The organism is Streptomyces sp. NPDC002690 (assembly GCF_053592415.1).
Genome location: NZ_JBSFVR010000004.1, coordinates 36797 through 50751 on the forward strand (window position 1 = coordinate 36797; position 13955 = coordinate 50751).

The following is a 13955-nucleotide window of genomic DNA, read 5'->3' on the forward strand; positions in this document are numbered from 1 at the left end:
CGTGCCGGTAGAGTCCGGCGCCCGCACGCGCCGGCCGGCACGCGTGGGATCGGGGGGCGTGGGCATGGAGACGACACGGGTGTTCTTCGGCGTGGCGGCGGCGCTGGCGACGCCCTGGGGGGCCGACTGGCACCGTACGAGACCGGCTGCCACGGTGCTGTTCGCAGGTCTCTACGGTGCCTACGCGATAGCGCCGTACGTCGGGGACGGGCGGGCGTGGTCCGCGTGGGCCGCGGCTGTGCTGATGGCCGTCGGCTCGGTACTGGTCATGAGGGCGCCGGGAGCTCCGGGCTTCGGGTTCTCCCTGTCTCTTCCGCTGACTTCGGGTCCGGCCCGGGCCACTCGACGGGCGGGGCTGGCTCTGCTGACCCTCGCTGTGGTCATGGGCTTGTGGACGGCGGGCGGAACGACGAAAGTCCTCAGCCTCGAATTCGTCCTCAGCGACCGGGTGTCCGTGTTCGTCTCGGCGCTGCTGGTAGCCGTGTTCGGCGGAGGAGCGCTGGCGGCCCTGGCCACGGCGCCGGTCCGCGTCGAGGTGGAATCCCTGCCCGCGGGACCGGACAGGGATCGTGCGCTCGACTTCATGAGCGGCAGCCGGACGATCGGTCTGCTGGAGCGGGGACTCCTCTTCGCTTTCATCGGCGCCGGCCAGCCGGAGGCCGCCGCGCTGGTGCTCGCCGCCAAGTCACTGGCGAGGGTCCCGACGAACGATCACGGCAAGTACGCCTCGGAGTACTTCCTCATCGGTACGCTGGCGAGTGTCATCGCTTCGCTCGCGATGGGCATGGCCGCTCGGTCAGCAGTGGGACTGCCCACCTTCTAGGAAGAGGCAATCTTGAACCTGCCCGAGCATCCGATCGTGAGGAAGCTCATGTCCCTGGGCCTGGAGCTCGGCGACTACGTGATCGCGGGAAGCGGACCTCTGCTCGCGCACGGACTGCGCCGGACGGTGGGAGACCTCGACATCGTCGCCAGGGGCGATGCCTGGAGAGCGGCCACCAAACTCTCAGCTCCGGTGCATGCCCCTTCGGGGCGTGGCTCCATGGTGCTGCTCTTCGAGGGCGACCTGGAGATCTTCGACACCTGGCTTCCCGGCACTGTGGGTGCCGACGCGCTCATCGACGGTGCGGAATGGATCCAGGGGCTGCCGTTCTGCCCCCTGGAGGTGGTTCTCGGCTGGAAGGAGAGGTCGCCCCGCGGGAAGGACCGGGAGGACGCACTCCTGATCCGGAAATACCTCGGCGGTAAATGCGCGGGCCAGGACTGACCACCGCAGCGACCAGGGCTTTCCTCGGCCCGGCCGGCTCACCGGTGTTCTTCCGACGCGACCTGAGCGGTTACCCGGTGTGCACCGCGGGGGTGTCCCCGCGGGGGGACGGGCCGTCGCGCGTCCGGCCGCGCCCCATTTGTTTTGACCCAAGTCGATGAGGTAGGTACGCTCAAGCCTTGTGCCTGGGGTGTGCCTGGGCTCGGCATGCGTGTCCTCAGCCGCAAGCCGGGTCCGGACAAGGGCCACCGCAATCTGCGCTTCATCCGTAGTTTTCCGGCAGAGGCTTGCAGTATTCGACACACCCGACCGCGTGGGTCGGCGACGTTCCAGGTTAGTTTCAACGAACGGCACACAGAAACCGGAGAAGTAGTGCCTACGATCCAGCAGCTGGTCCGGAAGGGCCGGCAGGACAAGGTCGAGAAGAACAAGACGCCCGCACTCGAGGGTTCGCCCCAGCGCCGCGGCGTCTGCACGCGTGTCTTCACGACCACCCCGAAGAAGCCGAACTCGGCGCTCCGTAAGGTCGCGCGTGTGCGTCTGACCTCCGGCATCGAGGTCACGGCCTACATCCCGGGTGAGGGACACAACCTGCAGGAGCACTCCATCGTGCTCGTGCGTGGTGGCCGTGTGAAGGACCTGCCGGGTGTTCGTTACAAGATCATCCGCGGCTCGCTCGACACCCAGGGTGTCAAGAACCGCAAGCAGGCCCGCAGCCGCTACGGCGCCAAGAAGGAGAAGTAAGAATGCCTCGTAAGGGCCCCGCCCCGAAGCGCCCGGTCATCATCGACCCGGTCTACAGCTCTCCTCTTGTCACGTCGCTGATCAACAAGATCCTGCTCGACGGCAAGCGTTCCACCGCCGAGCGGATCGTGTACGGCGCCATGGAAGGCCTCCGCGAGAAGACCGGCAACGACCCGGTCATCACGCTGAAGCGCGCGCTTGAGAACGTCAAGCCCGCCCTTGAGGTCAAGTCCCGCCGTGTCGGTGGCGCCACCTACCAGGTGCCGATCGAGGTCAAGCCCGGTCGCGCGTCCACCCTCGCTCTGCGCTGGCTCGTCGGTTACTCCCGCGCCCGTCGTGAGAAGACCATGACCGAGCGCCTCATGAACGAGCTGCTCGACGCCTCCAACGGCCTCGGTGCGGCCGTCAAGAAGCGCGAGGACACCCACAAGATGGCCGAGTCCAACAAGGCCTTCGCGCACTACCGCTGGTAGTCGTTACCCACATCGAGACCGAGAGAAGACTGAAGCCTTATGGCTACCACTTCGCTTGACCTGGCCAAGGTCCGCAACATTGGGATCATGGCCCACATCGACGCGGGCAAGACGACCACCACTGAGCGGATCCTGTTCTACACCGGCGTTTCGTACAAGATCGGTGAAGTCCACGACGGCGCTGCCACGATGGACTGGATGGAGCAGGAGCAGGAGCGCGGCATCACGATCACGTCTGCCGCGACGACCTGCCACTGGCCCCTCGAAGATGTCGATCACACGATCAACATCATCGACACCCCCGGCCACGTGGACTTCACCGTCGAGGTGGAGCGTTCGCTCCGCGTCCTCGACGGCGCTGTGACGGTGTTCGACGGCGTTGCCGGTGTCGAACCCCAGTCCGAGACTGTCTGGCGTCAGGCGGACCGCTACGGCGTCCCGCGTATCTGTTTCGTCAACAAGCTCGACCGGACCGGTGCCGACTTCCTGCGCTGCGTCGACATGATCGTGGACCGCCTCGGCGCCACCCCGATCGTGATGCAGCTGCCGATCGGTGCCGAGGCCGACTTCGAGGGCGTTGTGGACCTGGTCCGCATGAAGGCCTTCGTCTGGTCCGCCGAGGCGTCCAAGGGCGAGATGTACGACGTCGTCGACATCCCGGCCAACCTCGTGGAGCTGGCCGAGGAGTACCGCGCCAAGCTCGTCGAGACCGTCGCCGAGAACGACGACCAGCTGATGGAGCTCTTCCTGGAGGGCACCGAGCCCACCGAGGAGCAGCTCTACGCCGCCGTGCGTCGTATCACCATTGCCTCCGGCAAGGGTGGGGACACCACGGTCACCCCGGTGTTCTGTGGTACCGCGTTCAAGAACAAGGGCGTTCAGCCCCTGCTCGACGCGGTCGTCCGCTACCTGCCGTCGCCGCTGGACGTCGAGGGCATCGACGGCCACGCGGTCAACGACGCCGACGAGGTCATCACCCGCAAGCCGTCTGTGGACGAGCCGCTCGCCGCGCTCGCCTTCAAGATCGCGAGCGACCCGCACCTCGGCAAGCTCACCTTCATCCGGGTTTACTCGGGTCGCCTGGAGGCCGGCACCGCGGTGCTGAACTCCGTCAAGGGCAAGAAGGAGCGCATCGGCAAGATCTACCGTATGCACGCGAACAAGCGTGAGGAGATCGAGTCGGTGGGCGCCGGTGACATCGTCGCCGTCATGGGCCTGAAGCAGACCACCACGGGTGAGACGCTGTCCGACGACAAGAACCCGGTGATCCTGGAGTCCATGGACTTCCCGGCGCCGGTCATCGAGGTCGCCATCGAGCCCAAGTCCAAGGGTGACCAGGAGAAGCTGGGTGTAGCCATCCAGCGTCTCGCGGAGGAGGACCCCTCCTTCCGTGTTCACTCGGACGAGGAGACCGGCCAGACCATCATCGGTGGTATGGGCGAGCTCCACCTCGACATCCTCGTCGACCGTATGCGTCGCGAGTTCAAGGTCGAGGCGAACGTCGGCAAGCCCCAGGTCGCGTACCGCGAGACGATCCGCAAGGCCGTCGAGCGTCATGACTACACCCACAAGAAGCAGACCGGTGGTACCGGTCAGTTCGCCAAGGTGCAGATCGCGATCGAGCCGATCGAGGGCGGCGACGCCTCGTACGAGTTCGTGAACAAGGTCACCGGTGGCCGTATCCCCCGGGAGTACATCCCCTCGGTGGACGCGGGTGCGCAGGAGGCCATGCAGTTCGGCATCCTGGCCGGCTACGAGATGACTGGCGTCCGCGTCATTCTTCTCGACGGTGGCTACCACGAGGTCGACTCCTCGGAGCTCGCGTTCAAGATCGCCGGTTCGCAGGCCTTCAAGGAGGCCGCGCGCAAGGCTTCTCCCGTCATTCTCGAGCCCATGATGGCCGTTGAGGTCACCACGCCCGAGGACTACATGGGTGAGGTCATCGGCGACATCAACTCCCGCCGTGGCCAGATCCAGGCCATGGAGGAGCGCCACGGTGCTCGCATCGTGAAGGGCCTCGTGCCCCTCTCGGAGATGTTCGGCTACGTCGGAGACCTCCGTAGCAAGACCTCGGGTCGCGCAAGCTACTCGATGCAGTTCGACTCCTACGCCGAGGTTCCGCGGAACGTCGCCGAGGAGATCATCGCGAAGGCCAAGGGCGAGTAACTCTCCCGAGCTCACGCTTTAGGCTTGTCACCGGAGCCTGGTGGGCATTCACCGCAACGCGCGAGTGTTGCGGTGAATGCCCCGGGCTCCGGCATCCCAGCAAAGATCACCTGGCGCCGATGAAGCAAGGCGTACAGAACCACTCCCCAGGAGGACCCAGTGGCGAAGGCGAAGTTCGAGCGGACTAAGCCCCACGTCAACATCGGCACCATCGGTCACATCGACCACGGTAAGACGACCCTCACGGCCGCCATTACCAAGGTGCTGCACGACGCGTTCCCCGACCTGAACGAGGCCTCGGCCTTCGACCAGATCGACAAGGCTCCCGAAGAGCGTCAGCGTGGAATCACGATCTCCATCGCGCACGTCGAGTACCAGACGGAGTCGCGTCACTACGCGCACGTCGACTGCCCGGGTCACGCTGACTACATCAAGAACATGATCACGGGTGCCGCGCAGATGGACGGCGCCATCCTCGTGGTCGCCGCCACCGACGGCCCGATGCCGCAGACCAAGGAGCACGTGCTCCTGGCCCGCCAGGTCGGCGTTCCGTACATCGTCGTCGCCCTGAACAAGGCCGACATGGTGGACGACGAGGAGATCCTGGAGCTCGTCGAGCTCGAGGTCCGTGAGCTCCTCTCCGAGTACGAGTTCCCGGGCGACGACCTGCCGGTCGTCAAGGTCTCGGCGCTCAAGGCGCTCGAGGGCGACAAGGAGTGGGGCCAGTCGGTCCTGAACCTGATGGCCGCCGTCGACGAGTCGATCCCGCAGCCCGAGCGCGACGTCGACAAGCCGTTCCTGATGCCGATCGAGGACGTCTTCACGATCACCGGTCGTGGCACCGTCGTCACCGGTCGTATCGAGCGTGGTGTCCTGAAGGTCAACGAGACCGTTGACATCGTGGGCATCAAGCAGGAGAAGACCACCACCACGGTCACCGGCATCGAGATGTTCCGCAAGCTGCTCGACGAGGGCCAGGCCGGTGAGAACGTCGGTCTGCTCCTCCGTGGCATCAAGCGCGAGGACGTCGAGCGCGGCCAGGTCATCATCAAGCCCGGTTCGGTCACGCCGCACACCGAGTTCGAGGCCCAGTCCTACATCCTGTCGAAGGACGAGGGTGGCCGTCACACCCCGTTCTTCAACAACTACCGCCCGCAGTTCTACTTCCGTACCACGGACGTGACCGGCGTCGTGACCCTCCCCGAGGGCACCGAGATGGTCATGCCGGGCGACAACACGATCATGAACGTCGTGCTGATCCAGCCCGTCGCCATGGAAGAGGGCCTGAAGTTCGCCATCCGTGAGGGTGGCCGGACCGTGGGCGCCGGCCAGGTCACCAAGATCATCAAGTAATTACTTGATCGTCTGACCTGGTTGCTCCTCACTGAGCACCGAGAAGGGCCCCGTCCCGCCGCGCGAGCGGTGGGACGGGGCCCTTCTTTTTGTGTGCGGACGGACGTGCGCGCGGTTGGTGGGTGCGGCCCGTCGTTATGCGCGGGCCGCCGCGGCCGCCGCGCCGATCTTCGGGGCCAGCTGTTGGACGGCCCATTCGACGCTGTGCGGGGTCGGCTCCGAGAGGGCCTCGGCCAGGGCGGGATCGAGGGGGATGTACCGGCCGTCGGTGACGGCCCGCATCGCGCGGAAGGCGGGGGTCTTCTCCAGGGTGGAGAGGGCGTCCGTCGTGCCGGCGGCGAAGACGATGTCGGTGTCGGTCTGCCCGACCTGCGCGTAGTCGAGGTAGGCGCGTGCGGGGTTGCTGGAATCGGGGAGCAGGGCCGTGAGTTCGTTGAGCTTGATCCCGAACTTCCGCAGCACGCGAGCCGAGGTGTCCTCGCGCGATTTCACCGCCCCGACGCCGTGGGGCATGGGGGAGACCAGCAGGTTGAAGCGGGTACCGACGATGGCGGGGAAGGCGGCGCGGGCGTCGAGCGCGGTCTGTTCGGCGGCGCTGATCAGCTGTTCGCCCTGATCCTTGACGCCGAGCGCCTTGGCGATGATGCGGGTGCTGGTCTGCCAGGGGTCCGCGTCGGGGCCCTTGGTGTAGTGCACGACGGGCGCTATGGCGGAGAGCTTCGGGTACAGCGGGTCGAGGGTGCGGTCCCGGGTCGCCAGGATCACGTCCGGTTTGTACGAGGCGACCTGGGCGACGAGGTCGCCGTCGGCCCGGAGCAGGTGGGGCTGCTTGCCGGTGAGGGCGGTCTTGGTCCAGGGCGTGATGCCGCCGGGGACTCCCTCGGCTGCGGCGGGCATGGCCACCGGCTTGAAGCCGAGGGAGAGCGCTATGTCGGCGCTGGCGCTGTCCAGTGCCACGACGGTACGAGGCTTTCCCTGGATCTTCGCCGTGCCGAGTCTGCCCTCGACCGAGATGACGGGGGCCGTGGCATCGGCCGTGCAGGCGGTGGCCAGCAGCAGGGCGGAGACGGTGCCGACGAGTGCACCGGTCCGGATGCGGGTGTTCATGCTTCTCCTTGACTCGCTCCCCGCGACAGTAGCCCGATTCGCACGCACGTACGTTCTTGGATTGTGTAATTCCGGTTGCTCGGGCCACCGGGGCGGGAAGCGCGGGCGGCGGGAGCCTGCCCACGATCCGGGCGGGTCTATCCCCGCTCCGGAAGCGCGCCCCGGCTGTGCCCGCTCTCCCGCCTGCGCCCGCCTTTCGGCCCCTGCCCGCGTGCCTGCGCCCGCCTTTCGGCCCCAGCTCGCGCGTTTGCGCCCCGGGCTCAGTCGGTGACGGCCGCCGAGGCGTTACGGACCGGGCGGCGCACCATGTACACGTCGATCGGGTCCTGGCTCTCCTCCACGAAGCCGTGGCGCTCGTACAGCGGGCGTGCGGCGCTGCCCTGGACGACGATCAGCCGGACCTCCGTGCCTGCCTCGTCGGCGCGGGTGAGCAGTGACCGCAGGACGGCGGTACCCACACCGCGGCCCTGCACCTCGGGGGTGAGGTAGAAGTTCTCCAGCCAGCGACCCCGCTCGGCGGGGCGCAGGGTCACGCTTCCGGCGAAAGCCCCGTCCACCTCGATGACCGAGGTGTGCTCGGGGACGAAGTTGTCGCGCAGCCGCTGGCGTACGCGGTGCTCGTCGTACCGTCCGAGGCGCTCCAGGTCCGGCCGCATGACGACGGCGCGCAGCTCCGCGATCGTTTCGAGGTCACCGGGGAGCGCGGGGCGCAGGGCCCAGGCGGCAGCCACGGGGGGCAAGGTGCTGTTGTTCATCCGCCAAGTATCAAGTGTTCCCTCCCGACGGGCACCGCCCGGTCGCGGTCGGTGCAGCCCCTGCGGGGAGCCGGGCGGGGAGGCGTGGGTAACGTCGCCCCGACGAGCGGCCGTTGACCCCGTACGAGAGAAGGAACCCGATGTCCGAGCGAGCCCTGCTGATCATGGACGTCCAGACACTCATCGTCGACCGGCTTGCCGGGCCGGGGTATCTGGACCGGTTGGGGGAGGCCGTCGACCACGCCCGGAGCGAGGGGATGCGGGTCATCCACGTGACGGTCGGGTTCCGCCCCGGTGCGCCCGAGATCCACCCGCGCAACAAGATGTTCGCCGGACTGGCGGGGCGCCGGGCGGCGTCCGCGGGGGTGGACCCCAACCCGATCCATCCCCGGGTGGAGATCCGGCCGGAGGACGTCGTGGTCGTGAAGCGGCGGGTGAGCGGTTTCGCGGGCAGCGACCTCGACATGGTGTTGCGGGCCGGCGGGATCGAGCACCTGGTCCTGGCCGGCATCGCCACCAGCGGGGTGGTGCTGTCGACCGTGCGCCAGGCCGCCGACCTCGACTACCGGCTCACCGTCCTCTCGGACGCCTGCGCGGACGGCGATCCGGAGGTGCACCGGGTTCTGACCGAGAAGGTCTTCCCGGCGCAGGCCGAGGTCGTCACCGTGGCGGAGTGGGCCAAGGGCTGAGGGCCGCGCAGGGACCGGTTCCCTGCCCCTGGCGGGGAGGAAGCCGGTCCCGGTGGTCCCGCGCCCGTCAGCCGAGGATCTTCGCCTTGGCCCGCTGGAACTCCTCGTCCGAGATGTCGCCCCTTGCACGCACCTCGGAGAGCTTGGCGAGCTGGTCGGCCGGGCTGGTGGTGCCGGCCGTCTCACGGATGTACGTCTCGAACGCGTTCTGCTGCTCCTTGGCGTGCTTGTGCTCGCGTCGCCCCATGCCCCGCCCGCGCGCGATGACGTAGGCGAAGACGCCGATGTACGGGAGCACGATCACGATGAGCAGCCAGGCGGTCTTGGCGAGGCCGCTCATGTCGTCGTCGCGGAAGATGTCGGCGATGATCCGGAAGAGGAGCACCAGCCACAGGACCCAGATGAAGACCCACATCGCGGTCCAGAAGGCTCCGAGGACCGGATAGTCGTAGGCCAAGTAGACGCTGTCGCTCATCGTTCTCTCCTGTCGGGGCCGTAGCAGCACCACTCCCCCCGGGAGCATCCATCCTGCGTCCGGTCGGAGAAGTCGGCCACGCGAGCGGGGAATCGGGGGCGCCCCTCAGCCCAGGGCCGGTGCCACCGCGACCCGCCTGACCTGGGCCCCTGGCAGCCCACGCAGGATCTCCGCGCCGATCTCCGTGAGGCGCTGCGCGTCCGGTGGCGTGGCGCCGAGCCCGACGGCGTACCGGACGAACCCCCCGTCCCCCGTGCCGTCCGGGCCTCCGGCCACCGGGCGCGGCCAGGCGTGGGTGTCCGGGGAGCCGGACCGGGCGAGGGCGTCGAGGAACGCCAGGAGGCGTCCACGGAAGCGGCCCTCGTCACCGCCTTCGCGTACGGAGACCACCGCCCAGGCCGAGTGGCGCAGGTGGAGCGGTGGCGGGGCGCAGAGTCGGGCGTACGGGACGGGGTCGGCGTCCGCCGCCGCGTCCAGCACCTCCCACGCGCGGAACAGTTCCTCGGCGATCAGCTCCCGGCCCGCCGCCGGCACCTGGGTGGAGCAGGAGCGTACGGGGGCGGTCGGGGTCAGGATCGTGACGGCGTCGCCCGCGTTGTGGGCTGCGGGGGCGTCCGCGTACGCCACCGGCCGGGCCCAGTCCCACTCCGCCCACTGGGCGAAGAACTGCCGCAGCAGCGCCGTACGCGTCCGCCCTGCCGCCCCCGCCGACACCGTCCGCGCCGCCAGGACCGTCCACGCGAGCCCCGGCAGCCCGCCGCACGGTGCGGAGTCGAGCCCGCGCGCCCGGGCCCAGGCCTTCACGTCGTGGAGCAGCTCCGTGAAGGCGGCGCGGTGCGGGGCGGTCGCCGCGAGCAGCTCCTCCGCGTCGCTCACCGCGCTCAGCGCGACGGCCGCCGCAGGACCCAGCTCCACGCGCCGCCCGACCGCCTCGGCCGGGGGGACGCCGACCGGGACCACCGTCACCAGGTCCACCCGCAGCCCGTCGAGGACGAACCGCAGTCCGGGTACCCGGGCCCCGACCACCTCGCGCACCTCCTCGGCCTCAGGCAGCCGGCGCCCCAGCGCCCGGGCCCCGACCGGGGTGGGCAGCGCCGCCACCAGGTCCACGTCCGCCCCCGGCAGCGCACCGCCCGTCCGCCGCGAGCCGACGAGGTGGACGCTCGCGCCGGGCAGCGCCCGGGCCACCCGGCCGAGTACCGACTCCCCGGCGTCCGGGGCGCCCCCGGCCTCCGGCCCGTCCGTGGTGGACAGCTCCACGCGCACCCCGAAGTGGTCCGAGGCGTACAGCCCGGTCGCGTCCGGGGCCGCGCCCACCAGCCCGGCCGCCACCGGGCGCAGCCGCGGTGAGCGGTACAGCACCCGGTCCAGCCGGGACACGCGGCCCGTCAGCGAGCCCACGGCGGCCAGCGGGTTCACCGAGGGGTCGAAGGTGGGGGTGTCGTCGGCCGGGCCGTGGACCATCGTCCAGGCGTCCGTCAGGCCGAGGCGCGACTGCGGGTTCGGGCCGCCGTCGTTGAAGTCCCCGACCACCAGGAGGTCACCGTCCAGATCCGCGAACCCCGTCGCGAGGTCGGCGAGTTCACGGTCCCGGCGGGCGGCTCCCTCGGGGGAGTGGTCGCTGCTGAGGTGGGTCACCGCGACGGTGACGGGCCCGTCCGCCGTCTCCACGACGACCGCCGCGACCGCCTTGTGCCGCCCCAGCGGGTGCCACCCCGCCTCGCGCACCGGCAGCCGGCTGAGGACCAGCAGCCCGCAGTCGGCGACCTCACGCCCGTCCAGGCCCGCGCCGAACGTGTACTCCTCGCGGACCCACGCACTGCCCGCCAGCAGGTCCAGCAGCGGAGGTTCGACCTCCTGGAGGGCGACGACGTCCGCGTCGGCGGTCCGCAACATGTCGAGCAGCAGGGGGCGGCGGCGGGCGGTGTCGATGCGCTCGGAGTCGTAACGGTCCCAGAGGGTGTTCCACGTCAGTACGCTCAACCCGGCTGCGGGCGGCGCTGGTTGCGCCGGAGGTGCGGGCTCCCACGCCCGGCCGTCGAAGGCGTGCGGGGTGCGGGCCGCGAAGTACGGCGACGGCAGCGACCGCGTCTCGCGCACCCGTCCCGCCTCCGCCGTGTCCACCCGGTCCAGGCCCGAGGCGCGGTCCCACACCGTCTCGCCGTCCGCCTCGAAGAACAGCACCCGGTGCCAGGGCACTTCCCCGCCCGGCGTGAAGCGCGGCAACGGCACCCGCTTCGGCTCCCGGCCGCGCTGTGCCACCCCGATCGTGAACCGCGCCGGATCGAAGCGGGCGTCCCAGCGAATCCGGTGGTAGATCTCGTCACTCGTCCGCATCAGAGTCTCGCCTCCACCGTTCCGCTCGTCCGCATCAGAGTCTCGCCTCCACCGTTCCGCTCGTCCGCATCAGACCTTCGCCTCCACCGTCCCGCTCGTGCCCAGGTACCAGGTCCGGTGCGCCTCGCCGGGGTAGGGCGGGACGTACCGCCGCAGCTGCGCCTCCTGCACCTGGGGCGGTACGGGATGGGTGCGGGTGGTGTTGCGCCGGGCCAGTTCCGCCGCGCCCACCACCGCCACCTCGTGCGTGACCATCGCGTCCCGGCGCGCGGCGGCGGCGTGGACCAGGGTGCGCTGCCTCGGGGCGAGCGAGGTCGCGTCCCAGACCGTCGTCGTGCGGGGCCGCAACGCCCGGTCCAACCGCTCGGCCGCTTCCCGGACCACCTCGGCGTTGGCGCTCTGGTCGGCCCGGTCGCCGCGCGCCTCGCGCAGGTCGTCGAGGGCGATGTACGTGGTGACCCCGGGCAGGGTGCGGGCGTACGTGCTCTTGCCGCTGCCGGACGGCCCGCACAGCAGCACCAGGCGCGGGAAGTCGCCGGAGCGCCAACGCCAGGTGGCGGCGACCGCCTCCTCGGCGGTCCTGATCCGGCCCAGCGCGTACGCCTCGCGGGCCTGCGCCCGGCAGCGGTCGGCGGCGTCCGGCTCCAGGTCGTCGAACGCCCCGCGCAGCCCGGCGGGTTCGCGGATCTCCTCGGCGTGCAGCGCGGACCACGCGACCTGCTCGCTCGCCTCGTCCGTGGGGGCGGTGGCCGCAGCGAGCGCGTGCAGCGTCCCCAGGTCGGCCGCCCACGACATGCGGGTCAGCCCGGTGCGGCGCTCCTCGTCCGGGTACGGGCGGTGCAGTGAACGGTGGAGCCCCACCAGGTCGGCCACCCGGACCGCCTGCTGCATGCCGAGGACCGGGGCGAGCCGGGGCGCGATCGAGGTCCGCCGGTCACGGTGGAGCAGACCCGCCAGGACCCCGGTCAGCCGCTCGTCACCGAAGGCGCCGACCCCGTCACCGAGGACGCGCGCCGTACGGGCGTCGGGATGGTCGCCCTGCGAGGGCGGCAGCGCTTCACGCAGGGCGTCCGCGTCGACCGCACCCCCGGAACGTACGGTCCACAGGGCGGCGGACGGGCCCAGCGTGTTCGGGACCACCGCCGCGTGCATCCAGTGCGTGCCGGTCGTCACGTGTCCCGGCCGCACCCACTTGGCCACGACCTGCCCGAACTCATCGGCCCGGAACGACCCGGCGGGCCGTACGACGTACCCCTCCTGCCGGCCGGTGTCGAGCGTCAGCTTCCGCAGCGCCTTCTCCGCCCGCGCGTCGAACACCCCGCGCCAGAGCACCGGCGGTACGGGGACGCCCAGCCCGCGCAGGAACGCGGTGGTCTCGTCCCAGCCGAGGCAGCGTTCGCCGTCCCAGACGGAGAAGCCGTAGAAGAAGCCGTCCAGCCGGTCGTACGGGATCGAGTGCCGCGCGAACATGTTCTCCCCGCACACCCGCCACCCCGCCGGGATGCGGGAACCCACCCGCCCCTGGAGCGCCTTCACCCAGCCCCGGGACGGGTGGTGGGCCGAGTCCAGCGAGCGGGCGTGCAGCCCGTCCGCGTAGAGCGTGGTGTTCTCGCCGTCGAGCTTCTCCGTGACGACGACCTCGCGCCCGGCGAGCGCTGCCAGGTCCGCCACCCGCACGTCGTCCGAGGTGGCACCGGGCGACCAGGGCAGGTGCGGGGTGCGCGGATAGTGCGTACGCATGCTGGTCGGGCCCCCGGTGCGAATGGAAAACGACTGTCACTCTATGCAGCGGCGGGGAGGGCGAGCGACGGGATTTACGCGGGGAAGTCGTCGTCCTGCGGGAGCTCGACGAAAACTGCACGATGCAGCGACGAGTTTTCCCGGCCCGGCCGGTCTACGGTTCGCCAGGTGATCAGAATGCGTGAATCAGGAGGAGCGATTTGAGCCAGTTACTGCGGGTCCAGAGCTTTACCGTCTCCAGCGACGGGTTCGGCGCCGGCGAGGGCCAGAGCCTCGAGAAGCCATTCGGCCATGCCGATCCGGGGAACCTGCTCGCCTGGGCCTTTGCCACCGACCACCCTCCCATCAGCCGCTCCGAACCCGGTGGCCGAGGTCTGGACGACTACTTCACGCGGGACTACGCCCGCAACATCGGCGCCGAGATCATGGGCCGCAACAAGTTCGGGCCGCAGCGCGGGCCCTGGCAGGACCATGAGTGGCAGGGATGGTGGGGTGACGAACCTCCCTTCCACACACCGGTGTTCGTCATGACGCATCACAAACGCCCGTCGTTCACGCTCTCCGACACCACCTTCCACTTCGTCGGTGGCGACCCGGCCGAGGTGCTCGCCCGAGCGAAGGAGGCGGCGCAGGGCCAGGACGTCCGGCTCGGCGGCGGGGCCACGACCATCCGGCAGTTCATCGAGGCCGATCTCGTCGACACCCTGCATGTGGCGGTCGCGCCGACGAAGCTCGGCTCCGGGGCCCGGCTGTGGGAGTCCCCCGATGAGCTGCTCGACCGGTTCCACCAGGACGTCGTGCCCAGCCCGAGCGGCGTGACGCACCACCTGTTCTGGCGGAAGTGAGGCC

13 protein-coding genes are annotated in these 13955 nt (G+C 70.0%); 8 read left to right on the plus strand and 5 right to left on the minus strand.

The annotated features are described in order from the left end of the window. Positions 1-64 precede the first annotated feature (64 nt). The 6 genes from ACWD3D_RS01160 (at position 65) to tuf (ending at position 6003) form a co-directional block, all read left to right on the plus strand. Positions 65-823 carry a hypothetical protein gene (locus ACWD3D_RS01160; RefSeq protein WP_451458829.1) on the plus strand — a complete coding sequence of 253 codons (759 nt, stop codon included), beginning with the start codon at positions 65-67 and terminating at the stop codon, positions 821-823. A gap of 36 nt (positions 824-859) precedes the next feature. After that, positions 860-1267, plus strand: coding sequence for a hypothetical protein (locus tag ACWD3D_RS01165; protein WP_451458830.1), 408 nt, complete (start codon positions 860-862; stop codon positions 1265-1267). Between the two features lie 372 nt (positions 1268-1639). After that, complete coding sequence (gene rpsL, locus ACWD3D_RS01170) at positions 1640-2011, plus strand: 30S ribosomal protein S12 (protein ID WP_003948652.1); 372 nt, start codon at positions 1640-1642, stop codon at positions 2009-2011. Positions 2012-2013: 2 nt separating this feature from the next. Then, positions 2014-2484 carry a 30S ribosomal protein S7 gene (gene rpsG, locus ACWD3D_RS01175; RefSeq protein WP_219611728.1) on the plus strand — a complete coding sequence of 157 codons (471 nt, stop codon included), beginning with the start codon at positions 2014-2016 and terminating at the stop codon, positions 2482-2484. A gap of 39 nt (positions 2485-2523) precedes the next feature. Beyond that, a complete protein-coding gene (fusA, locus tag ACWD3D_RS01180) occupies positions 2524-4650 on the plus strand; it encodes an elongation factor G (RefSeq protein WP_451458831.1) in 2127 nt (708 codons plus the stop codon). A 159-nt stretch (positions 4651-4809) separates the two neighbouring features. Beyond that, positions 4810-6003, plus strand: coding sequence for an elongation factor Tu (tuf, locus tag ACWD3D_RS01185; RefSeq protein ID WP_266705279.1), 1194 nt, complete (start codon positions 4810-4812; stop codon positions 6001-6003). Positions 6004-6138: 135 nt separating this feature from the next. Here tuf and ACWD3D_RS01190 read toward each other — a convergent pair whose 3' ends face one another. Together ACWD3D_RS01190 and ACWD3D_RS01195 are read right to left on the minus strand one after the other, a co-directional pair. Continuing rightward, a complete protein-coding gene (locus ACWD3D_RS01190) occupies positions 6139-7110 on the minus strand; it encodes an ABC transporter substrate-binding protein (protein ID WP_451458832.1) in 972 nt (323 codons plus the stop codon). A gap of 260 nt (positions 7111-7370) precedes the next feature. Further along, positions 7371-7865: a GNAT family N-acetyltransferase gene (locus ACWD3D_RS01195; protein WP_451458833.1), complete on the minus strand. Its 495-nt coding sequence runs from the start codon at positions 7863-7865 to the stop codon at positions 7371-7373. A gap of 140 nt (positions 7866-8005) precedes the next feature. Here ACWD3D_RS01195 and ACWD3D_RS01200 point away from each other — a divergent pair, with 140 nt between their 5' ends. Next, positions 8006-8554: a cysteine hydrolase family protein gene (locus ACWD3D_RS01200; protein ID WP_451458834.1), complete on the plus strand. Its 549-nt coding sequence runs from the start codon at positions 8006-8008 to the stop codon at positions 8552-8554. Positions 8555-8621: 67 nt separating this feature from the next. On the opposite strand, the gene ACWD3D_RS01205 is transcribed toward ACWD3D_RS01200, so the two are convergent. From ACWD3D_RS01205 to ACWD3D_RS01215, 3 genes are all read right to left on the minus strand, one after another. Continuing rightward, the gene (locus ACWD3D_RS01205; RefSeq protein WP_451458835.1) at positions 8622-9029 is read right to left on the minus strand and encodes a PLDc N-terminal domain-containing protein; all 408 of its coding nucleotides are present in this window, start codon (positions 9027-9029) and stop codon (positions 8622-8624) included. Positions 9030-9134: 105 nt separating this feature from the next. Then, the gene (locus tag ACWD3D_RS01210) at positions 9135-11366 is read right to left on the minus strand and encodes a poly(A) polymerase (protein WP_451458836.1); all 2232 of its coding nucleotides are present in this window, start codon (positions 11364-11366) and stop codon (positions 9135-9137) included. 69 nt (positions 11367-11435) lie between these two features. Continuing rightward, positions 11436-13106 carry an RNA ligase family protein gene (locus ACWD3D_RS01215; RefSeq protein WP_451458837.1) on the minus strand — a complete coding sequence of 557 codons (1671 nt, stop codon included), beginning with the start codon at positions 13104-13106 and terminating at the stop codon, positions 11436-11438. A gap of 200 nt (positions 13107-13306) precedes the next feature. Between ACWD3D_RS01215 and ACWD3D_RS01220 the strand changes: the two genes are divergently transcribed. Continuing rightward, the gene (locus ACWD3D_RS01220) at positions 13307-13951 is read left to right on the plus strand and encodes a dihydrofolate reductase family protein (RefSeq protein ID WP_451458838.1); all 645 of its coding nucleotides are present in this window, start codon (positions 13307-13309) and stop codon (positions 13949-13951) included. The last annotated feature ends 4 nt before the right edge of the window (positions 13952-13955 follow it).

Bases quoted from the DNA above. Each gene is read 5' to 3' on its own strand.
- ACWD3D_RS01160 (WP_451458829.1), top strand. From the start codon at position 65: ATGGAGACGACACGGGTGTTCTTCGGCGTGGCGGCGGCGCTGGCGACG.
- rpsG (WP_219611728.1), top strand. From the start codon at position 2,014: ATGCCTCGTAAGGGCCCCGCCCCGAAGCGCCCGGTCATCATCGACCCG.
- fusA (WP_451458831.1), top strand. From the start codon at position 2,524: ATGGCTACCACTTCGCTTGACCTGGCCAAGGTCCGCAACATTGGGATC.
- ACWD3D_RS01190 (WP_451458832.1), bottom strand. From the start codon at position 7,110: ATGAACACCCGCATCCGGACCGGTGCACTCGTCGGCACCGTCTCCGCC.
- ACWD3D_RS01195 (WP_451458833.1), bottom strand. From the start codon at position 7,865: ATGAACAACAGCACCTTGCCCCCCGTGGCTGCCGCCTGGGCCCTGCGC.
- ACWD3D_RS01200 (WP_451458834.1), top strand. From the start codon at position 8,006: ATGTCCGAGCGAGCCCTGCTGATCATGGACGTCCAGACACTCATCGTC.
- ACWD3D_RS01205 (WP_451458835.1), bottom strand. From the start codon at position 9,029: ATGAGCGACAGCGTCTACTTGGCCTACGACTATCCGGTCCTCGGAGCC.
- ACWD3D_RS01210 (WP_451458836.1), bottom strand. From the start codon at position 11,366: ATGCGGACGAGTGACGAGATCTACCACCGGATTCGCTGGGACGCCCGC.
- ACWD3D_RS01215 (WP_451458837.1), bottom strand. From the start codon at position 13,106: ATGCGTACGCACTATCCGCGCACCCCGCACCTGCCCTGGTCGCCCGGT.